The 22,668-nt window shown below is 40.1% G+C and carries 20 protein-coding genes; 10 read left to right on the top strand and 10 right to left on the bottom strand.

Features of this window, described 5'->3' with window-relative positions:
* Window positions 1-260: 260 nt before the first annotated feature.
* The 5 genes from ED622_RS04920 to ED622_RS04885 all read right to left on the bottom strand — a co-directional run bounded on the left by ED622_RS04920 (window position 261) and on the right by ED622_RS04885 (window position 4,815).
* Complete coding sequence (locus ED622_RS04920) at window positions 261-638, bottom strand: hypothetical protein (RefSeq protein WP_122032861.1); 378 nt, start codon at window positions 636-638, stop codon at window positions 261-263.
* Window positions 639-787: 149 nt separating this feature from the next.
* Entirely contained in the window at window positions 788-1,198 is a 411-nt protein-coding gene (locus tag ED622_RS04915; RefSeq protein WP_122032803.1) for a VOC family protein, read from the bottom strand.
* Between the two features lie 774 nt (window positions 1,199-1,972).
* A complete protein-coding gene (locus tag ED622_RS04905; protein ID WP_216822070.1) occupies window positions 1,973-2,428 on the bottom strand; it encodes a GNAT family N-acetyltransferase in 456 nt (151 codons plus the stop codon).
* A gap of 173 nt (window positions 2,429-2,601) precedes the next feature.
* Window positions 2,602-3,036, bottom strand: a complete 435-nt coding sequence (locus ED622_RS04900; protein WP_122032801.1) for a hypothetical protein — start codon at window positions 3,034-3,036, stop codon at window positions 2,602-2,604.
* A 1,302-nt stretch (window positions 3,037-4,338) separates the two neighbouring features.
* Entirely contained in the window at window positions 4,339-4,815 is a 477-nt protein-coding gene (locus ED622_RS04885; RefSeq protein WP_122032800.1) for a GNAT family N-acetyltransferase, read from the bottom strand.
* A gap of 1,430 nt (window positions 4,816-6,245) precedes the next feature.
* Here ED622_RS04885 and ED622_RS04875 point away from each other — a divergent pair.
* Window positions 6,246-7,229: an integron integrase gene (locus ED622_RS04875; protein WP_122032799.1), complete on the top strand. Its 984-nt coding sequence runs from the start codon at window positions 6,246-6,248 to the stop codon at window positions 7,227-7,229.
* Window positions 7,230-7,244: 15 nt separating this feature from the next.
* On the opposite strand, the gene ED622_RS04870 is transcribed toward ED622_RS04875, so the two are convergent.
* Genes ED622_RS04870 through ED622_RS04860 form a run of 3 tightly spaced genes read right to left on the bottom strand, consistent with a single transcriptional unit; the run spans window position 7,245 to window position 8,692 of the window.
* Window positions 7,245-7,418, bottom strand: a complete 174-nt coding sequence (locus ED622_RS04870; RefSeq protein ID WP_122032798.1) for a hypothetical protein — start codon at window positions 7,416-7,418, stop codon at window positions 7,245-7,247.
* A gap of 2 nt (window positions 7,419-7,420) precedes the next feature.
* Complete coding sequence (locus ED622_RS04865; protein WP_122032797.1) at window positions 7,421-8,245, bottom strand: HDOD domain-containing protein; 825 nt, start codon at window positions 8,243-8,245, stop codon at window positions 7,421-7,423.
* 21 nt (window positions 8,246-8,266) lie between these two features.
* Window positions 8,267-8,692, bottom strand: coding sequence for a hotdog fold thioesterase (locus ED622_RS04860; RefSeq protein WP_122032796.1), 426 nt, complete (start codon window positions 8,690-8,692; stop codon window positions 8,267-8,269).
* Window positions 8,693-8,839: 147 nt separating this feature from the next.
* Between ED622_RS04860 and ED622_RS04855 the strand changes: the two genes are divergently transcribed.
* Window positions 8,840-9,547, top strand: a complete 708-nt coding sequence (locus ED622_RS04855; protein WP_122032795.1) for a DUF445 domain-containing protein — start codon at window positions 8,840-8,842, stop codon at window positions 9,545-9,547.
* 90 nt (window positions 9,548-9,637) lie between these two features.
* Here the strand turns inward: ED622_RS04855 and ED622_RS04850 are convergent, their stop codons facing one another.
* Both ED622_RS04850 and ED622_RS04845 read right to left on the bottom strand, forming a co-directional pair.
* Window positions 9,638-9,838, bottom strand: a complete 201-nt coding sequence (locus tag ED622_RS04850) for a restriction endonuclease subunit S (protein ID WP_122032794.1) — start codon at window positions 9,836-9,838, stop codon at window positions 9,638-9,640.
* A 78-nt stretch (window positions 9,839-9,916) separates the two neighbouring features.
* A complete protein-coding gene (locus tag ED622_RS04845) occupies window positions 9,917-11,830 on the bottom strand; it encodes a methyl-accepting chemotaxis protein (protein WP_122032793.1) in 1,914 nt (637 codons plus the stop codon).
* A 193-nt stretch (window positions 11,831-12,023) separates the two neighbouring features.
* Between ED622_RS04845 and ED622_RS04840 the strand changes: the two genes are divergently transcribed.
* The 8 genes from ED622_RS04840 to tkt all read left to right on the top strand — a co-directional run bounded on the left by ED622_RS04840 (window position 12,024) and on the right by tkt (window position 22,547).
* Window positions 12,024-12,980, top strand: a complete 957-nt coding sequence (locus tag ED622_RS04840) for a MoxR family ATPase (RefSeq protein ID WP_065593597.1) — start codon at window positions 12,024-12,026, stop codon at window positions 12,978-12,980.
* Window positions 12,981-12,997: 17 nt separating this feature from the next.
* Complete coding sequence (locus tag ED622_RS04835) at window positions 12,998-13,969, top strand: DUF58 domain-containing protein (protein WP_122032792.1); 972 nt, start codon at window positions 12,998-13,000, stop codon at window positions 13,967-13,969.
* Complete coding sequence (locus ED622_RS04830) at window positions 13,969-14,502, top strand: DUF4381 domain-containing protein (protein ID WP_122032791.1); 534 nt, start codon at window positions 13,969-13,971, stop codon at window positions 14,500-14,502. Before ED622_RS04835 ends, ED622_RS04830 begins: the two co-directional genes overlap by 1 nt.
* Window positions 14,495-15,460: a VWA domain-containing protein gene (locus ED622_RS04825; RefSeq protein ID WP_122032790.1), complete on the top strand. Its 966-nt coding sequence runs from the start codon at window positions 14,495-14,497 to the stop codon at window positions 15,458-15,460. The genes ED622_RS04830 and ED622_RS04825 overlap by 8 nt, the downstream gene beginning before the upstream one ends.
* On the top strand, window positions 15,453-17,327 hold the full coding sequence (locus tag ED622_RS04820) for a VWA domain-containing protein (RefSeq protein WP_122032789.1): 1,875 nt from the start codon (window positions 15,453-15,455) through the stop codon (window positions 17,325-17,327). Before ED622_RS04825 ends, ED622_RS04820 begins: the two co-directional genes overlap by 8 nt.
* Before the next feature lie 65 nt (window positions 17,328-17,392).
* A complete protein-coding gene (locus ED622_RS04815) occupies window positions 17,393-19,024 on the top strand; it encodes a BatD family protein (protein ID WP_254052584.1) in 1,632 nt (543 codons plus the stop codon).
* A 389-nt stretch (window positions 19,025-19,413) separates the two neighbouring features.
* Window positions 19,414-20,364: a transaldolase gene (gene tal, locus ED622_RS04810; RefSeq protein WP_122032787.1), complete on the top strand. Its 951-nt coding sequence runs from the start codon at window positions 19,414-19,416 to the stop codon at window positions 20,362-20,364.
* Between the two features lie 191 nt (window positions 20,365-20,555).
* A complete protein-coding gene (tkt, locus tag ED622_RS04805; RefSeq protein ID WP_122032786.1) occupies window positions 20,556-22,547 on the top strand; it encodes a transketolase in 1,992 nt (663 codons plus the stop codon).
* Window positions 22,548-22,668 lie beyond the last annotated feature (121 nt).

The following is a 22,668-nucleotide window of genomic DNA, read 5'->3' as shown; positions in this document are numbered from 1 at the left end:
ATAACAATGAGGTAAATTGAGTTGTCGAACACAATCAAGCGCCTTTACCCTCAATTCATCTTTCTCAATTAATGTGATGATTCTATCCATATCCACCCTGCGTTATAACGCCTGCATAACACGTTTGCTACTATGCAGATTAAACCCAAATTTACCACTTAATACAGCAAACCTAAAGAAACCTAGAATGCCGAATGTAGCAAATCGTGTTGATGCATTTGTTAAACGTACATCTAACGGCTAGTGCGATACTTAACCAATTACGGACTTTCACAATCTATTGTTTCTATGTAGATATTACGTTCCTTCCACATAACTTCAATATCATAAAGACAAAACGAATATTTAGTTGGATCTACAACCCAAACCCCATTAACTTGAACTGATACTGACGTAAATAATTCATTATCATTACCCCACCAAGCTAAAACCAAATACTTACAACTTGCACCATTATGAAAAATAACAAACGCAGCAGTCTGATCCCATTCGAGAGTTATTTCAGATTTAACCTCTGTTAGTCGGTGATGAAAAGCGACCATATTGATTGGTTCTTCATTTGCTGAAATGGTATAAATCTTAACTCCATCCGCATCTAGCCAATCTTGCTCACCTTCCAGTTTTCGTAATTTATACATTGTACCTCCTTGTACGATTAACGCCTGCATAACACGTTTGCTACCATGCAGATTAAGCCTAAATTTACCACTTAACGCGGTAAACCAAAAGAAATCTAGAATGCCGAATGTAGCAAATCGTGTTGATGCATTTGTTATATGCTACAGACTTAGTTAGCTTGATTTAGCTGCAATAAGTCCCATTTTGTACCGTATAAGTCTTTAAATACGACAACTGTACCGTATTCTTCAACGCGTGGCTCTTCAGTAAACTCGACACTTTGAGCTTTCATAAACTCATAGTCACGCCAGAAATCATTAGTTTGAAGAAATAAGAAAACACGACCGCCAGCTTGATTGCCAACTGACTTTAATTGGTCATCATTACTTGCTTGAGCTAATAGTAAATTTGTACCCGTTGAATTAGGTGGAGATATTTGAACCCAACGTTTGCCACCGCCTAAATCAGTATCTTCGACCAGCTCAAATTGTAGTTTTTTGGTATAAAATTCAATTGCATCATCATAGTTTTCAACAACTAAGGCAATATTACCAATTCTTTGTTCGATAGACTTATTCATTTATGGCTCACTACAGTTCAAAAATGGAATTCTACCCTATTTAGATCATAAACACATTTTTGCATATAACGCCTGCATAACACGTTTGCTACGATACAGACTTAACTGAATTTTACTGCCTTAATCACCAAAACTAAAGGCAAACTGACAACGCCGAGTGTAGCAAATCGTGTTGATGCATTTGTTACACGATCTTTGTCAACGCTTCTATAAACTTGGTAAAGAATTGATTTACCAAGATTTACTGTAAACTGAGTTTAATTAGACTAGTTCAATTAAGCGAGCAAAATATCACTTCAACAGCAATAACTGTGAAACGAAACAATTCCTTTTTCTTAAACCATTTGTACGATTTGGTTTCAGCTAATTTGGAACTGATAAACCAAATATCCTCGCCACAATTGGGATTGAAAATGCTAAGAGGAAAACACTGATCCAGGCTAAAATGAGGCATAACCAAAGAACAATTGAAGCGTAAATTAGCCGCTGAAACGCCTGAATTTAGGACAATAATAGTTCAATGCAGAACCTGACGAAATGAAAACCAAAAGGCAACAAAGAAAAAGGAAATCCACCCTACTTTCACGCCTAAAAAACTAACGGCTCAAGCGCTGAACTGAGCCAAAAAACTGCGATCTTAGAGTTCGTGTAACGCCTGCATAACACGTTTGCTACCATGCAGATTAAACCCAAATTTACCACTTAATACGGTAAACAAAAAGAAACCTAGAATGCCGAGTGTAGCAAATCGTGTTGATGCATTTGTTATGTTTATTAACTAACGTTGCGTGCAATCATTAATATTTCATCCGCAGAATATAGATTAGTAATCGTTGCTTCCACTTCTGCGCCTAATGTTGATTTATACAATTCTTGAGCAAAATTATCAGCTCTCGTTGTAACAAAAATATGTTTTAGTACTGAGTTATTCTCTGCCAACTTTGCTTTTACTAATGGTAAAGAATTCATGATTAAGCCACGTCCTATACCTTTTCTTTGGTGATTAGGAGAAACAGCTAATTGCTCAATTTCCATCACTACTTCAGGACGAAAACCACTTTTTTGAGTCCAAATAATATACCCAATAATCCCATTGCTATCTTCAGCGACAAAACACAAGACACGTGGGAAAGCATTGAAATTACACACCAACCATTCATAAGATTGTTTTTGTCTTACGAAAGCTAATTTATGTACTTCTGCTGTATCATTTAAATCAGACTGTTCCATTAACCTTACTTTCATAAGTACCTCAATTTATTGGATAAACATAACGCCTGCATAACACGTTTACTACCAAACAATTATATTCAAAATTGACGCCCTAAAACGAGAAACACCCGACAACCTGAGATGCCGAGTGTAGTAAATCGTGTTGATGCATTTGTTATGTGTGTTTAGACTTAGTCAGCAACTATCTCATTTGCAGAATTAACTAAATCCTCATAACTCCAACCAACACTTTCTGTTTTAACCATCAACTCACATATATCTGAAGTTTGAAATATTAGTTCAGATGAATTATTTAAAGTTATGACCAATTGATTTCCTTTGGCATCCCAAAAATCGTAATCTCTTTCGCCAATAAGCCCATCCAGATTATTACTCAGACAACAATGCACAACTAAAAAGTTCTTCATTTTCGATTCAGAAACACCTAACATTACTGATGCTTCAGAATAATCATATGTATATGTTGTCGACTCAGTATCAATCGTAAGCTTAATTAAATCGGTGTCCCAATATTCAAAACCACCAACTTCAGAAGAAACATACTGTTCAATTGAATTAGAAACCATCCAATAATCGCCGACCATTGACTCATATTTTTTAGACATAAAACCTCTTAATTTACGCTTACATACTCAAAAAACACATAACGCTGGCATAACACGTTTATTACCATACAAACCAATCTGAATTTAACTGCCTTAATCACGAAACCCAAGACAAACCCAGAACGCCGAATGTAATAAATCGTGTTGATGCGATTGTTGTGCGTGCTTACTTTCGGCTTGGCTAACTTGGTAAAGAACTGCTCTGCCAAGATTTTCTAAGCCCTGATTCTAATTTACCGATGGCAATTAAGCGAACAAAATGTTCTTAAATTGCGAGATAAAGTAAATGGAAAACAGATACATTTTTTATACCATTTGAACGGTTTGGTTTCAGTTAGTTTGGAACTGATAAACCAAATATCCTAACCACAATTGGGATTGAAAATGCTGCGAACAAAACACTGATGCAAACTAAAATGAGGCATAACCAAAGAACAATTGAAGCGTAAAATAGCTTCTGAAACGCCTGAATTTGGGGAAATAAGGGCTAATTTGCCGAACCTGATGAAATGAAAACTAAAAGGCAACAAAGAAGAAATTTACGCTTAACTAAGCCGAAACTACGAAAGCCGCGATTCTATTGATGAACCGTGCAAAAAATTTCGGACTCAGTACGCACAACGCCGCAATAACACGTGCGAAAGACCGACTTCCCAAACCAATTATACTCTAAACCGCGAATGCCGAATGTAAATAGCATCGTGTTGATTGCTTTGTTATACGAGCCTTGTTTTCGCTCCGCTTAAATTGGTAAAGAACTGATTTACCAAGATTTACTGTAAATTGAGTTTAATTAGACTGGCTCAATTAAGCGAGCAAAATATCCAATCAACAGCAATAATTGTGAAACGAAACAATCCCTTTTTCTTACGCCATTTGTACGACTTGGTTTCAGCCAGTTTGGAATAGATAAACCAAATATCCTAACCACTATTGGGATTGAAAATGCTGAGAGCAAAACACTGACGCAGACTAAAATGAGGCATAACCAACGAACAATTGAAGCGTAAATTAGCAGCTGAAACGCCTGAACTTAGGACAATAATAGTTCAATGCCGAACCTGATGAAATGAACACCAAAAGGCTACAAAGAAAAAGGAAAACCACCCTCCTACTTTCACGACTAAAAAACTAACGGCTCAATCGCTGAACTGAGCCAAAAAACTGCAATCTTAGAGTTCGTGTAACGCCTGCATAACACGTTTGCTACGATACAGACTTAGCTGAATTTTACTGCCTTAATCACTGAAAATAAAGGCAAACTGACAATGCCGAGTGTAGCAAATCGTGTTGATGCATTTGTTATAACCGTTTTTCCATGCGTGACAAATCCCAACTCTCACCATCAAATGATAAGCTATTAGTTAGCTGCTCAAATTCTACAAAACCCAGTTTTTCGTAACATGAAATAGCTGATTTATTGTGGCTGAAAACACCTAATGTCAGTAAATTAGCTTTGTAATTAACCTGAGCCTTTTCAATAAGTAGCTGTAACATGGTTTGAGCTAAATTCTGGCCTCGATATTCAGGTGAGATAAATACGCGACAGATACGAAATTCATTAACTGAAACTTGGTAAAGCTCCACAAAACCAACCGGATTATTCTCAACAGTAAATAGAAATGGAAACACCTGTAACTGCTTACAATGAGTTTCAATTTGTTCGTGAGTAAGAGGATATTTATAAGCTGGCCCGCCCCACAAATAACAAAGTTTTTCGCTATCTATCCAGGCAGTAAGCAGATCATAATCCTTATGTTCAAAAGCCTCTAATTCCATCATTTCCTCTTGAGGTTATAACGCTTGCATAACACGTGCTGACGACCAACCTTCCAAACCAATTACACTTCAAACCAAAAACGCCGAATGTAATAAGCATCGTGTTGATGCGATTGTTGTGCGTGCTTACTTTCGGCTTGGCTAGCTTGATAAAGAACTGCCCTGCCAAGATTTTCTAAGCCCTGATTCTAATTTACCAATAGTAATTAAGCAAACAAAATGTTCTTAAATTGCGAGATAAAGTGAATGGAAAACAGATACATTTTTTACACCATTTGAACGGCTTGATTTCAACAAATTTGGAACTGATAAACCAAATATCCTAACCACAACTGGGATTGAAAATGCTGCGAGGAAAACACTGATACAGACTAAAATGAGGCATAACCAAAGAACAATTGAAGCGTAAAATAGCTTCTGAAACGCCTGAACTTAGGGAAATAAGGGCTAGTTTGCCGAACCTAATAATACGAAAACTAAAAGGCAACAAAGAAGAAATTTACGCTTACTAAGCCGAAACTACAAAAGCCGCGATCCTTTTGGTGAACCGTGCAAAAAATTTCGGACTCAGTACGCACAACGCCGCAATAACACGTGCAAACACCTTAATAACCAAACCAATCACACTCCAAACCAAAAATGCCATGGGTTATAAGCATCGTGTTAATTGCTTTGTTGTGCGGACTTTCTTCGACTTGGCAAACTTGGTAAAGAACTGCCCTGCCAAGATTTTCTAAGCCCTGATTCTAATTTACCGATGCCAATTAAGCGAACAAAATAAACATAAAACTGGAAATAATGTGAAGAAAAACAAATACATTTACAACGCAATTTAAACGGCTTGATTTCAGCAGGTTTGAAATTGAAAAACCAAATATCCTAACCACAATTGGGATTGAAAATGCTGCGAGCAAAGCACGGATGCAAACTAAAATGAGGCATAACCAAAGAACCATTGAAGCGTAAAATAGCTTCTGAAACGCCTGAACTTAGGGAGATAAGGGCTAATTTGCCGAACCTGACGATACGAAAGCAAAAAGGCAATAAAGAAGAAATTTACGCTTACTAAGCCGAAACTACGAAAGCCGCGATCCTTTTGATGAACCGTACAAAAAATTTCGGACTCAGTACGCACAACATTTAATTATACCCATCACATTCGTAATCTCTACCGAATATATTCCACCACCACAATAACACCATATTCTACTTTAAAACCAACCACCTAACAGCCAAAACGCCATAAATTAAACAAACAATATAAGATAATGGTTCGTATATCCCACTTTTGGGCCTTACTCCATGTAATTGATTAAAATAATAATTCCAACAAAACTCTATATGTCTTACAAATATGCGAACCCACATTGCGGGTCAAATTCTAGTGACTACAATTCAATCATCATCTATCCACCAATAAAGTCATAATCATGGACATCCCACTAGATCTTAAGCCCGATTCACAACGATTTACCGATCAAATACGAATATTCATTCGTACACGATCAATGGCCTATAATACTGAAAAACAGTACATCTATTGGATAAGCTGTTTTATTAGGCATAATAATTACACATCAAAAGAAGAGATTACTGCTTTTGATATTCCAGAATATCTTGAACATCTTGTTGTTAAACAAAACGTCTCACCAAACACTCAAAAGACGGCTCTTAACGCCCTGGTCTTCCTATGTCGTGAGTTTTTGCAGCAATCAGTCGATAACTTGGATTTTAAACGTTCCAAAAAAGCGACCAAACTCCCTACCGTTTTCACTCACAGTGAAGCAATGGCTGTTATAAATGAACTCAAACATCCAACAAAGCTTATTGCACAACTTATGTATGGCAGCGGTTTACGGATTAACGAAGCCCTACGATTAAGGGTTGATGACATTGACTTAATGCACAAAACACTCACAGTACGTAGCGGAAAAGGGAATAAAGATAGAACCACTGTACTGCCTGAAAGCATCATTAAAGAGCTTAAAACACAGTTAGCCTTTGTAAAACAGCAGCACCAAATGGATGCTATAAATGGAGATGATGAAGTATACCTTCCATTTGCTATTGCCGAAAAGTACCCTCATCGAGCTAAAAGCTATGGTTGGCAATATCTATTCCCATCAAAACAAATCAGTAAAGATCCTCGTTCGGGTAAACGACGACGTCACCATATATTAGATAGAAGCGTACAAAAACAAGTTACAATAGCAATTAGAACAGTAGAAATAGACAAAAAAGCCAGTTGTCACACATTTAGGCATAGTTTTGCGACAAGGATATTAGAACGAGGAGGAGATTTAAGAACAATACAAGAATTATTGGGTCATTCTGATATCAAAACGACCCAAATTTATACACATGTTATTGGTTTACATTTTTCAGGAACTAAAAGCCCACTCGATTTTGATTAAATACATTTTTAAAATCTACATCTCATATTGGCGATGTTTTAGTGAGTAAAAAATAGCTTTTACTGCTTTCGCCAAAAAAATCACTGCGATAATAATCAATACTTTACTGATAATAAAATCAGGGGCTAGATATGAAATAATGGCAAAAAAAGCACCAATCAACGCCGATAGCATCCACTCTTTTTGCATGTTTACATTACCAACCTAGCCATTTCAATACCAGATCCTTTCACATTATCAATATTTTCAATAATAGCTGCATTAACAGATAAAATATCTATTTCAATCTGTTCAGATAACCACACCGATTTTGCATCTAATGTTGGCAAATCATCCCAATTACGATTAATCGCATTAGCTAAACGCACAGTTGCAGCTAATGGTGAATAAATATTATCGACTTTTGGTTCATACTGTTCAGAAATCGCAAATACTAACTCTTTAGAAAAGCTCCAGCTTTCCGCTAGTTTGGCACCTAGAACGGCGCTATCTGTACCAATTGTTGATCGTTGTGCTGCTACTTTAGAGCTGCCCGCTTCCATTTTTTCAAAAATAGTTGGAACTTGCTCAGACATTACCGTGTAGATCATTAAATCGCCGATGTTGTGTAACATACCCGCAGTAAAGGCTGCATTAGGGTTGACGTCACAGCTTTGTGCTATCGCTTTACTTAGGATTGCCACTTCAAACGTCTCTTGCCAGAACGCTTCTAAATCGATGACTTCTACGTATGGGAAGGCACTAACTAAAGAAGAGGCAATGATTAACGTTTTTAATGGCTCAAGCCCTAAACGAACAACCGCTTGATCAACTGATGATACACTTTTACCACGAGAGAAATGTGCAGAGTTTGCTAAACGAATAACACGAGCACTAACCACTTGTTCCATTGAAATCGTACGAGCAAGTTCTTGAAGCTCTACGTCAGGGTCATTCACAAGCTCCATCATCTCGCGGATCACTTTAGGGATCTTTGGCAGCTCGTGCGCATGACTTAAAATTTCATTTTGTTCCATTTTTCTTCTCCACAACGACCGCTACTTTTTCTTTTTCATCACAGCAACCGTAAAGCGGCTGGTACAAACTAAGCGTTCTCGTTGATCTTTAATTTCAATTAGCCAAACTTGCGTGGTTGCACCTAAGTGCACCGGTTTTGCTGTGGCATAAACAGTACCTTCTCGGACTGCTCGAATATGATTGGCATTAATATCCAACCCTACACAATATTTTGTTTCATCGACACACCAATTAGCGGCAATAGAAGCAACAGACTCAGCTAAAGCAACAGAGGCTCCTCCATGTAACATTCCAAGAGGTTGATGTACCGTTGAATTTACTGGCATTGATGCTGTAATTGAATCCCCAGTACAGTGACAATATTCAATATTTAATGCTTCCATCAATGTATTACGAGATGTGGCGTTTAATATTGCCAAATCCATCGGGCGCTTCCAAATACTCATAACCGGCCTCTAATACTTATCTTTTAATGTGTCTTTCATCAGTCTACACTCAACAAAGCAGATCAAAAACACATTTTCACTTGTTGTCTGCTTTTAGTAGCTGATAAACTTCACAAAATTTTTATTTTATCTTTCACGGGCTTTAATATGTTAAATAAAAGCATGATCACCAATTTAATCTCATTACTCTTGTTAGTTGTTGGTTATTATACGCAACAAAATACCCTATACTATATTGGCCTATTTGCCTTCTCTGGTGCGCTAACAAACTGGCTTGCTATTCACATGTTATTTGAGAAAGTCCCTGGCTTGTATGGCTCTGGTGTTATTCCTGCACGTTTTGAGGAATTTAAAGCGAGTATCAAGCATTTAATGATGGAACAGTTTTTCACAAAATCAAACGTGGATAAGTTTCTATCTAAAGAGATGGCCTCGGCGACAAATATCAATCTAGAGCCTGTGATTGAAAAAATTGACCTATCTCCTGCGTTTGATTCTTTAGTTGAGGTGATCATGAACTCTCAATTTGGTGGCATGTTAGCAATGATGGGCGGCAGTGAAGCCATTCAGCCTATGCGTGAACCTTTTATTGAAAAGATGAAAGTATCGATAACAGAGATCAGTCAACAAGATCAGTTTAAGAACGCACTAAAAGAGGAATTAGAAAGCCCTGAGATGATGGATGACATTCAAGTCACTATCGAAGAGATCATTGATCAACGTTTAAACGAACTCACACCTAAAATGGTAAAAGAGATGGTTCAAGATATGATTAAAAAGCACCTTGGTTGGCTTGTGGTTTGGGGTGGTATTTTTGGTGGTGTCATTGGTTTGTTATCGACATTAATCCAATAGGTTTTCTTGGTAAATCAATAACGTAAATATAAAAAATGCCAGCATCGCGAGATACTGGCATTTTTATTAAATTAAGACCCGAGAATTCGATTAATGAATTGGGGCTTCATCTTCAGCGTTAAACTTACCAAAATGCGCTTCAAGGATCTCAGGCGTTAATTCACCCGCTTCTTCTAGGCGTTTAAGCTCTGCTACAATCGCTTTTTGCTCTTCAATTGAAGGCAGTGCCACTTCTGGTTTGTCTGATTCTTGCTGAACCATGTCTTGCAAATCTTTTTCAACATCACTCATGATTATTTCTCAATTCATTAAAACAATTGGTGAGATTCTACAAGAGAACCCCACATAAGGTAAACCTTAAAGAAATGCTTATACTTTAAAAGCACCAACTAATTGATCTAATCGTTGTGAAAGTGCATTCAGCTGCTGACTTGAATCTGCCAATTCTTGTGCTGTTGCGGTTGTTAACTCATTAATGCCATTGATCTCTTCAATATTCTGGTTAATGGTGTACACCACTGTTGATTGCTCTTCTGTTGCCGTTGCTACTTGGGTGTTCATGTCTGATATATCAGTGATACTTAACGCAATACCCGCTAACACTTCAGTGGCATTATCTGCCGATGACACTCCGCGAGCCGTAACAGTATGACTGGCTTCCATTGCGTTTACTGCGTTTTGAGCTTCAGTTTGCAGCTGATCTATCATCTTTTGAATTTCATCAGTTGATTCTGAAGTACGACTTGCTAGCTGACGAACTTCATCGGCAACGACGGCAAATCCACGACCATGCTCACCAGCACGTGCGGCTTCAATGGCGGCATTCAATGCTAATAGGTTAGTTTGATCTGAAATACCACGAATTACATCTAGGATTGAACCAATATCTTGTGTCGTTCCTGCAAGTTGTTCCACCACATGACTCACTTGAACTAAATCACCTTCAAGCTGGGTAATAGCATCACGAGATTCAATCACCGTTTGACGGCCATCTTGCGTGCTTACTTCTGCCTTACTTGCAGATTGTGCTGCACTTGCGGCATTAGAGGCGATCTCATGAATGGTTGACCCCATTTGGTTAATGGCAGTTACTACTTGTAAGGTTTGATCTCGCTGCATTTCACTGTTATCACGTGTTGATGTTGCTTTGAGTGCAACATTTTCAGCAGTTGTATGTAAAACATGACCCGTTTCTACGACTTCAGATACGGTATTATGAATTTTCTCTACAAAACTATTAAAGCCTTTTGAAAGTTGTGCGATCTCATCATTACCTTTGATTTCGATACGATGAGTTAGATCACCTTCACCTTCTCCTAATTCACGGAATCGACATGACAGATCATTAAGTTTATTGGTAATAGAACCTGCTCCCCAAATTGCCAGAGTAATAAATACAGCAATAATGACAACGATCCATAGAATGATTTCTTGCGTTGAGCTATGCAGACTTTCAAATACTTCATCGACAGGAACTTCAGTAACAATAAACCACTCCATTGAAGGAATGTAATGCGATGCAATGAAGATCTCTTGGCCATCTTTCATTATACGGCTTAAGTTGAAGTTTTGTTTGGTAAGTAAAACGGAGGCTTCTTGGGATCCAACCACATCACTAATAGATTTTTTACCCATGATGCTATTATTTTTATGGATCTTAATATCCCCATTGCCATCCATTAAATAGACAAAACCGGTCTTCTCAATTCGAAAGCCATTTAGTAGCGATACCATGTCATCTAGCGATTTCGAGAGCCCCGCCATAGACACACCATTCAATTGCTGAAAGTTAACGAAAAGTTTAACCTCACCATTTTGCTCAGTGAATACATTTAGCATTCGCTCAGGACCACCTTGAGTAAAACCAAAGAACCAAGCATCTTGTTGTTGTGTTAATTGACGTAAGAAACCGTCTTGGTTCCAATAATTAGCACTCTTACGGTTAGCAACCGATGCATCATTCAATTGATGTTGTTGCTTTAACTGATTAAGTTGAGCGATAAGAATTGTTTGGTCTTCAGGAGAGATGGTTGAATCTGAAATAGCGTCGATGATAAAAGGGTTATTTGCCATCTGTTCAGCGGCAGAGGAGATCACCGCAACTTCTTTATCCACCTCACCACCAATTTGGTTAAGAATGGTTGGCAGTTCAAGAGTGGTTAACCGCTCATCTAATGTTTCGAATGCTTTTTTTTGGGCTACAATACCCACAAGTGAAGTTGAGGCAATAATTGCAATTACAATGCCGGCGACGAGTTTCTGTTTAATTGTTAGATTTATCATATTAATTCCACAGCTTTAAATAGACATTTTGTATATCGACTTGGATCATAATAGCTTTAATAAATAGTTACAATTTTATTCATGACCTAAATGGTTGAATAATCGAAATTAAACCTCATCTATTAAGGAACTAATGTGATTTTAATCAGTCACAAAGAAATAATTACTCAGCAATCCAGAGAATGGGTGAACTATGCCAGCGTTAAAAATTCAACAATTACAAACTTATCTTGAATCTCAAGTCATTGGTCAACCTGCGTTAGTGAAGCAACTATTGATTGCTCTGCTTGCCGATGGGCATATTTTAGTTGAAGGTCCTCCTGGTCTTGCAAAGACGCGTGCCGTGAAAATTTTGGCTGACTCTATCGAAGGGGATTTCCACCGCATTCAATTTACTCCGGATCTCTTGCCTTCTGATTTAACGGGGACGGATATTTATCGCCAGGAGACGGGAGAGTTTACTTTCCAACCGGGCCCTATCTTTAATTCATTGGTGTTAGCAGATGAGATCAACCGTGCCCCTGCTAAAGTGCAAGCGGCAATGTTAGAAGCAATGGCAGAGAAACAAATCACTGCCGGTCGAAACACATATCAATTACCAGAGCTTTTCTTGGTGATGGCGACACAAAACCCGATTGAACAGGAAGGGACATACCCTCTACCAGAAGCGCAACTTGATCGTTTCTTAATGCATTTGGATGTTGATTACCCGGGCGCAGAAGACGAATTGGCGATTCTTCGTTTAAACCGTGGTGAAGCCCTAGGTGAACAAGCTGAGAAACCACAACCTTTAGCGCAAAGTGAAATATTTAAAGCGCGTAAAGAAGTGCTGTCGATTTACATGGCGCCTGAGATTGAGCAATACATTATTCGTATTACTATGGCGACGCGTAAGCCTGAACAATACTGCCAAGACTTAGCGAAACAGCTAGAAATGGGCGTGAGTCCTCGTGCCACGTTAGCGCTTGATCGCTGTGCTCGTGCGCATGCATGGTTAGCAGGTCGTGATTTTGTTAGCCCTGAAGATGTGCAAGCGATGGCTTATCCAGTGTTACGTCACCGTCTGTTGTTAAGCTTTCAAGCACAAGCGGAAGGGACAACTGCAAATAAAGTGGTTGAACGATTATTACAAATGGTTGCGGCTTCTTAACGTCGTAAAGTAATTATATGAAAAAGACTACTCTATCGCTGCCACCACACAGTAATGGCGTTACCTTGTCACTTAATGAATTGGTTCATTATAAGAATCATTCATTACAGTGGCTGCCGCCGTCCCAATCTGTCTGGTCAAAAATGAATGGCAGCCACCAAAGCCGACAAAAAGGCCGCGGCATGGATTTCTCAGAAGTTCGCCAATACCAACCGGGCGATGATATTCGCTCAATTGATTGGCGTGTGACAGCACGTACTGGGAAGCCTCACACCAAACTCTACAGTGAAGAGCGTGAACAACCAACCATGCTGTTTATTGATGTCAGTGACACCATGCGTTTTGGCTCTCAATTGCTGTTTAAATCAGTACAAGCCGCGCATTTTGCCAGTTTATTAAGTTGGATAACGTTAGCAGCGAAAGATCGCGTCGGTGGGATCATCTTTGATGGATTATCGACCTTTGATTGCAAGCCCTCTTCTCGTCAGAAAAGTGTGCTGCAATTTATGCAATCCATCATTGAGCAGCATAACTCCAACAGTGACTCAGAGCCTTTAGATACCGCACTGCAAGCTAGCTCATTTGCCAAGGGGTTAAGCCAGTTACAGCGTTTATGTCCTAAAGGCAGTGAGATTGTGATCATCAGTGATTTCTATGCACTAACCGATGAGTGTAAAACGATCTTCAGTCAATTAAGCAAACACAACCGTTTGCAGTTTGTAATGATTAGCGATCCGCTTGAGCAAGGTTCAACTCGCTTTAATGGCACAGAATATGTTTCTGATAACAAGCGATCTGCATGGTTAGATTTTTCTTCATCATCGACCAAAAAAGCGTTAGAGCAGCAAGCAAATCTTCATAAAGCGTATGTGCAAAACATGGCGATGCAATTGGGTATTCAGCTGCACTGTTTGTCATCAGGCTTGCCGTTATTATCGCAACTGACGTCGTCACAAGATCCATCACAACAAGATAAAGGAGCCATGTAATGTCTTTATCTTCAACCCAACAAGCACCAGCAAGCAACATATTACCATTAGCGGATATTCATTTACCTGCCGCACCCTCATGGGGGTTATCACTCACGGGTTATGGGCTCATCGTCTGTGTGTTATTACTGGTTATCGCCGTAATTTGGCTTATACGTCGTCAACGTCAAAAAGGCGTATTACAGCGTCTTGCCTTACAACAGCTAGCCCAATTATCACCACAACAAACCAGTGACATTGCACAGTTATTAAAACAAGCGGCATTAAGTCATTTTCCTCGTGAGCGCATTGCATCACTGCATGGGTTAGCATGGTGGCATTTTGTTGAACAACAGCTACCCGTGAAAAAACAGGCCAATGTCCATTTCTCATCTCGTTCTGACATGTTAGAGCAGGCTTTATACGGACAACAAGCGTTATCAGAAACCAATCAACAACGTTTTTATGATGATGTGCGTTATTGGCTATCTCATGCTTTACCGGTAAAAAAAGTAATAGCAACAAGATCAACAAAAGGACATCAACATGCTTGAATTCGTTTGGTGGTGGGCATGGTTTTTATTACCTATTCCCTTCCTGTTTTACTTTTTTGTTCCAGAAAAAGACGTAGGTACCGCGATTCACCTTCCTCGATTGCCAGAGCAAGGGGAATATAAGCAACCGAATAAACGCATCAACACTGGCTTATTGTCCGTGGCTTGGGTGTTATTGATTGCGGCCTTAGCGCGTCCGGTATGGTATGGCGATCCGGTTGATATTCAGCCTGAACACCGTGACATGATGCTCGTAGTCGACTTATCTGGCTCAATGGCAGAAGAAGACATGCAAACCGAGAATGGGGATTTTGTGGATCGCTTAACGGCGGTTAAAAAAGTCGTGTCTGATTTTATTGATGAACGTAAAGGCGATCGTCTTGGGTTAGTACTGTTTGGCGATCACGCTTATCTACAAACCCCGCTCACCTTTGATAGAAAAACCGTCGAAGAACAACTTGATCGTACCGTTCTTGGTTTAGTAGGGCAAATGACTGCAATGGGTGAAGGCTTAGGGCTAGCGACTAAAACCTTTATCGAAAGTAATGCTCCGCAACGAACCATTATTTTATTAAGTGATGGTGGCAATACTGCCGGAGTACTCGAACCATTAGAAGCAGCGCAACTTGCCAAAGACAATAATGCCAAAATTTATACGGTCGGTATTGGTGCCGGTGAAATGCAGGTTCGAGGCTTCTTTGGCAAGCAAACCGTCAATACCGCGCGTGATTTGGATGAGAAAACACTGACTGAAATCGCAACAATGACGGGTGGACAATATTTCCGTGCACGTAATGCCGATGAGTTAGCGCAGATTTACCAAACCATCGACCAACTAGAGCCCATTACTCAAGCAACACAAACCTGGCGACCACATGAAGAGTGGTTCCGCTATCCGTTAATGGGGTATCTGTTTTTCTTCTTTATTATTGTGGGAGTAAGAAAGCGTCATGGCTAATTTTACTTTTCTCTATCCACTGTGGTTTTTAGCTCTTATCCCTCTTGGGTTATTGGTGCTTATTCAACGTAAAAACAAAAACACCACAGGGTTGATTGCACCGCACATTGCCAAACAATTGGGAATGACTCAAAAGACACAAGGCAATGGCTTTACCCTTGGCTTAGTTCTCGCGTGGTTATGTGTGACTACTGCCCTCGCCGGTCCTAGTTTTGGTTATAAAGACTCACCAAGTTTTCAGCTCTCAGGTGCGCGAGTGCTTGTGATGGATATGTCTCGCTCAATGTATGCGACCGACGTAAAACCAAATCGTTTAACTCAAGAGAAATACAAAGCGAAAGATTTACTGCCTTACTGGAAAGAAGGCATGACCGGTTTAGTTGCTTATGGCGCTGACAGTTACTTAGTTAGTCCGTTAACTGAAGATAGCCAAACACTCAATAACTTAATCACTAATTTATCGCCAGAGATCATGCCTTATAAAGGTAAAGGCAGTAACTTGTTAGCCGCGGTTGATCAAAGTATTGAGATGATGAAAAAATCAGGCCATCAACAAGGCGACATTGTTGTGCTGACTGATGGAATATCAAACCAACAGCTCGATAAAGTGATGAGTCGCGTTAAAGGCACCAAATGGCGCATCAGTTTATTAGGTATCGGAACTAAAAATGGCGCACCAATTGAATTACCTTCAGGTCAGTTATTAACCGATCGTTCTGGTAACACCGTTGTCGCAACCTTGGATTCCGATCCACTAGTGACACTGGCACAAGCTACCAATGGTGTCGCTCAACTTATTCAATCAGATAACAGTGATATTGAAACCATTGCTCGTTTAACTAAAACACCATTAGAGCAAGTAACACAAAACAGCGATACCCAGGTAAACAGTCGTGCCAATCATGGTTATTGGCTGCTTTTCCCTCTGGTACTCTTCTCACTACTTTGCTTTAGAAAGGGAATGTTCTTAGCGTTATTGTTGGTGTTATTGCCTGTCGATAAGTCTATGGCAAGTACAGACCTATCAAGCCGCTTACTTTCTGACGATTACAGCGCGCATCAACAATTTGAGCAAAAAGACTATCAAGCGGCAAGCGAGCAGTTCAAATCCAAACAATGGAAAGGAGCCGCTCAATACAAAGCTGGAGATTATAAGGGCGCGATTGAGAGTTTAACCGGTCTTGAAGATACTCAATCTCAATACAATCTTGCGAATGCCTTGGCACAAAGTGGTCAATTGGAAGATGCAAAAGAGAAGTACGAGTCTTTACTAAAAAACAATCCAGATATGAAAGATGTGAAGAAGAATCTTGATATAGTCAATAAAGCGCTAGAGCAAAAACAGCAGCAAGACGATAAAAATAAACAATCGGATCAAAATAAAGACGACAAGCAAGATAAAAAACAGGACAAACAAAACCAAGAGAATAAAGACAGCAAAGACGGCTCTGAACAATCTTCAGATTCACAAGACTCACCATCTCAAGATCCACAACAAGATCAGCAGAAAAATGAATCTCAATCTGATGATAAATCACAGTCTGATAAACAAGATAAGTCAGAGGCTTCTTCTCAAGAACAGCAACAAAAAGATCAAGCTAAAAAGGAACAAGAGAAGAAAAACAAAGAACAAGCCACACAAGCTCGTGATAAAGAAGATAAGCAACCTAAATCAGACGAAGAAAAAGAGCGACAAGCTCAAATGCAATCACAACAAGCAAAAGCCGACAGTGACGCCATTAAAACCGATCCTCGTCTACAAAAATTAGAACAATCAGGCGCAAAAGAAGATGAACTGCTGCGCGCCCTATTGTATCTGCAAGCAAAACAACAAGAAGCACCACAAGCTTCTGAGAATGAATGGTAGTTTAAATGAGTATAAGACAAACCAGTCCCTACTCTACTGTAAAGAGTTCGACAATGAAGGCTTCTATGAAAAAGACAGCGCTAATCAAAAAAGTGATTTTATTTGCCGCATTATGCGTTAGTGGTATCTCTGCAAGTTACGCTCAGGCCATTGCTACAGTAAGTAAAAACCAAATCACTGAAAACGAAGTGATTCAATTAATGGTCTCTGTCGATAAAAGTGCCGATCAAAGTAAATTTGACCCTAGCCAACTGGCGCCTGATTTTCGCAGTGGCCAAGTCAGCTTTGGTAGCTCACGCTCACTAGTGAATGGCGACTATAGCGTACAAAGCCAGTGGACGGTTTCTATTGCCCCAACAAAAATGGGCACGCTAACCATTCCGAGCATGAATGTCGCTGGTGAGCAAACTAACCCAATAACAATTCGTGTGACTAAAGATGCTACCGCCCCAAAAAGCAGCGATGTTATTAAAGTAAGCGGCTCGCTAACTAAAGATGAATTGTATGAAGGTGAGACCGCTCAATTTGATGCCAAGATTGCTATCTTTGCGGATATTCGTCGTTTAAAAGATCCAAACATCATCACACCACAAGGAGCTGGTATTGAGTTCTCCCCTATTGGTGAAAGCAAGCAATACCAAACAGTGATTGATGGACTGCAAGCCACTGTGGTTGAACAAGCCTTCAGCGTCAGTGCAAGCCAAGCAGGCAAATTAAGCTTTGATGGTTTAGCCTTTACTGGTGGATTAGTGCAAACCGATCGTTATGGTCGTAGCACCAAATTAATCCCATTAAACATCAGCCCTAAACAATACCAATTAACGGTATTAGCAAAACCTGCTGATTTTACAGGTACTTGGTTACCGACTACGGATTTAAAACTAGGGCAGCAATGGCTAGTTGATGGGAAGCCATTATCTGATACCACAGTAGAGGCCGGAACTGCCATTACACGTCAAATCACGCTAATGATGGCAGATGTTCCACCAGAGAAATTACCAAAGCTTGATATTGACTATCCTAAATCGGTTCGCATGTACGATGAGAAACCTGTAATCGGTAAAGACAGCCAAGGCAATAGCGTGATGACCATTAAGCAAGTGATCATCCCTCATACCAGTGGTTCGGTAAAATTACCTGCGGTCTCAATTCAATGGTGGAACAGTAAAACACGTCAATCTGAGACAGCAACACTCGATTCACTGACGTTAACGGTGACACCAAGCACTCACATTAATGAGCAAAAGATCGAGACCCAAACAAATGCTCAGCCAGAAACCATAGTAAAACGTGAAGTTGATCATGGTTTTTGGCCATATACCACCCTTGCTTTTGCGCTTCTTTGGTTATTTACCGCGATTGGTTGGGCTGTTAGCCGCACAAAAGTAAAGGCAATAAACACATCTACCAATCAAAAAAGTATAGTGATAGGTAATGGCAGTAAAGCGCTTATCTCTGCTTTAAAAGAAAATAATACAATTCTTGCTCATCAGATCCTTGCAGACCACTATGAACAGTGGAATAAACAAGGCATTGACGTTGCTGCTATTAAAGAGCTAATCACTCAATTAAGCCAACAACAATATGCAAGAGATACGAGTAATAACTCTACAAAACAAATAATTAGCAATATAGAAAAGAAATTATCATCGACAAATAGATCATCAAGCACAACCCCTGAACTTGAAAGATTATAACGATTTTTAATTTCATTATTTTTGCTAATTTAAGGCGGAACAACACTTAGTTGCCCGCCTTTTTTTCACCTTCAGCTCTGAAGCTTTATTTGCTCTTAATCTTTCTGTATCCCTTATCAGCTCTCACTTCTTTATTTATAGTGCAAATTAATCCATTGCCGTAGGCTTTGCTTCTTTGCGCAAACGATCTCCCTCAAATATTCACATAAAAATTCATGTATTCTCACACTATCTTCGATTTGCCATTGACATCTGAGTCAGAAAACACAATTATCAACCTATCAAATGTTCACTACCATCGCATTTGCTCATAGAGATTATCGTGATGGCAGCGAGACGGACTTTCAAAGAAGATGCTAAATAGCATGTGATCAGTAAGGGTAAGTAGTATGACAACTAAATTAGAACAACTTCGTAAACTAACAACAGTAGTAGCAGACACAGGTGATATTGAAGCAATCGCAAAATACACACCAGAAGATGCAACCACTAACCCTTCTCTAATTCTTAAAGCAGCTCAAATCGCAGAATATGCGCCACTAATTGACGCTTCAATTGAATACGCAAAAGCTCAAAGCAACGATAAAGCACAACAAGTACAAGATACATGTGACATGCTTGCTGTTAGCATCGGTAAAGAAATCCTAAAAGTAGTTCCAGGTCGTATCTCTACTGAAGTAGACGCTTGTCTTTCTTACGACACTGAAGGCAGCATTGCAAAAGCGCGCCAACTGATCAAAATGTACAACGATGCAGGCATCACTAACGATCGCATTCTTATTAAACTGGCTTCAACGTGGGAAGGTATCCGCGCTGCTGAAGTTTTAGAAAAAGAAGGCATCAACTGTAACCTAACGCTTTTATTCTCTTTCGCTCAAGCGCGTGCATGTGCTGAAGCTGGCGTGTTCTTAATCTCTCCTTTTGTTGGTCGCATCATGGACTGGTACAAAGCAAAAGAAGGTCGTGATTTTGAAGCATCTGAAGATCCAGGCGTTATCTCTGTTGCTGGTATCTACAACTACTACAAAGAACATGGCTACAACACGGTAGTAATGGGCGCAAGCTTCCGTAACATCGGTGAGATTCTTGAGCTTGCGGGTTGTGACCGTCTAACTATCAGCCCTAACCTACTTCAAGAGCTTGAAGAAGCAACTGGTGAAGTGGTTGAGAAACTGATTGATACTAACGGTAATAAAGAACGTCCAGCAGCAATGACTCACGCTGAGTTCTTATGGGATCACAACCAAGACCCAATGGCTGTTGAGAAACTGGCTGAAGGCATCCGTAACTTTGCGGTTGACCAAGGTAAGCTAGAAGACATGATCGCAGCTAAACTATAATTTCTAGAAACTAGAACGCTTCGCTACTATAAGGGCAAAAGCAATCACGTTATAAGTAACACTCTCAACGTGCATATTCCATGCTCTTATAGTTTCTAGAAGCGAAGCGTCTATAGCTTCTAGCTCGTCATCATATTCAAATCGGGTTGAGCCTTTCAGCCCTTCATTTTCAAATATTCGAGTTAATCATTATGAACCGTAAACATCTAGCTAATGCTATTCGTGCTCTAAGCATGGACGGCGTACAACAAGCAAACTCTGGTCACCCTGGCGCACCAATGGGCATGGCTGACATCGCTGAAGTTCTTTGGCGTTCACACCTAAACCATAACCCTGCAAATCCTGAATGGGCTGATCGCGACCGTTTTATCCTATCTAACGGTCACGGCTCTATGCTAATTTATTCTCTGCTTCACCTAGCAGGTTATGAGTTACCAATTGAAGAGCTTAGAAACTTCCGTCAACTGCATTCTAAAACACCAGGTCACCCTGAGTACGGTTATGCACCAGGCATCGAAACAACCACTGGTCCATTAGGCCAAGGCATCACGAATGCAGTTGGTATGGCGATGGCTGAAAAAGCATTAGCGGCACAATTCAATAAAGAAGGCCACGACATCGTTGACCACTACACTTATGCATTCATGGGTGATGGCTGTCTGATGGAAGGTATCTCTCACGAAGCATGTTCTCTAGCAGGTACATTAGGTCTTGGTAAGCTGGTTGCTTTCTGGGATGACAACGGTATCTCTATCGATGGTGAAGTGGAAGGTTGGTTCTCTGACGATACTCCTAAACGTTTTGAAGCATACGGCTGGCACGTAATTCCTGCTGTCGATGGTCACGATGCTGACGCAATCAATGCTGCAATCATCGCAGCAAAAGCCGATCCTCGCCCTACTCTGATTTGTACTAAAACTATCATCGGTTTTGGTTCTCCAAACAAACAAGGTACACACGACTGTCACGGTGCTCCACTAGGCGCTGAAGAAATTAAAGCAGCGAAAGCACAATTAGGTTGGGAGCACGGCGCATTTGAAATTCCGCAAGAAGTTTACACAGAATGGGACGCGAAAGAAGCAGGCGCAACTAAGGAAGCGTCGTGGAACGAGAAATTTGCAGCTTATGAAGCAGCATACCCAGAGCTTGCAGCCGAGTTTACTCGCCGCGTAAACGGTGATTTACCAAAAGAGTGGGAAGAAAAAGCATCTGCAATCATTGCTGATCTTCAAGCAAACCCTGCAAACATCGCATCACGTAAAGCCTCTCAAAATGCACTAGAAGCGTTTGGTGCTATGTTACCTGAATTTATGGGCGGCTCTGCTGACCTTGCACCTTCTAATCTAACTATGTGGTCTGGTTCTAAGTCGCTTGAAGCAAACGACTTCTCTGGTAACTACATTCACTACGGTGTACGTGAATTTGGTATGACAGCTATCATGAATGGTATCGCTCTGCACGGTGGTTTCGTACCATACGGCGCAACGTTCCTAATGTTCATGGAATACGCTCGTAATGCTATGCGTATGGCTGCTCTGATGAAAATTCAGAATATCCAAGTATACACACATGACTCTATCGGTCTTGGCGAAGATGGTCCGACTCACCAACCAGTTGAGCAGATTGCTTCTCTACGTCTAACACCAAACATGAGCACATGGCGTCCATGTGACCAAGTTGAATCTGCAGTTGCTTGGAAACTAGCAATTGAGCGTCGCGACGGTCCATCAGCACTTATCTTCTCTCGCCAAAATCTTGCACAACAAGATCGTGATGCAGAGCAAGTAGCTAACATCGCTAAAGGTGGCTACATTCTTAAAGATTGTGAAGGCCAACCTGAACTAATCTTTATCGCTACCGGCTCTGAAGTTCAGCTTGCAGTTGAAGCTGCGGCTCAACTAACTGCTGAAGGCAAAGCGGTACGTGTTGTATCAATGCCAGCAACTGATGCATTTGATAAGCAAGATGAAGCTTACCGTGAATCAGTACTTCCATCAGCAGTAACAAAACGTGTTGCTATTGAAGCAGGTATTGCTGACTTCTGGTTCAAGTACGTTGGTTTAAACGGCAAGATCATCGGTATGACAACGTTTGGCGAATCAGCACCTGCTGAAGAACTATTCAAAATGTTTGGTTTCACTACTGAAAATGCAGTGAAAACAGCAAAAGAGCTTTTAGCTTAATCTATAAAAAAGGACTTAATCACTACTTAGTAGAATTAAGTCCTTAAATAATAAAGCCTCGTTTATATCTAATTAGATCTAAACGAGGCTTTTTCATTTCTAACTGTAAAAACTAATGATT

It is taken from the genome of Aliivibrio sp. EL58 (assembly GCF_900312675.1).
Lineage (GTDB): Bacteria > Pseudomonadota > Gammaproteobacteria > Enterobacterales > Vibrionaceae > Aliivibrio.
The sequence above is the reverse complement of the archived record's forward strand: the minus strand, read 5'-3'. Positions and strand labels throughout refer to the sequence as shown.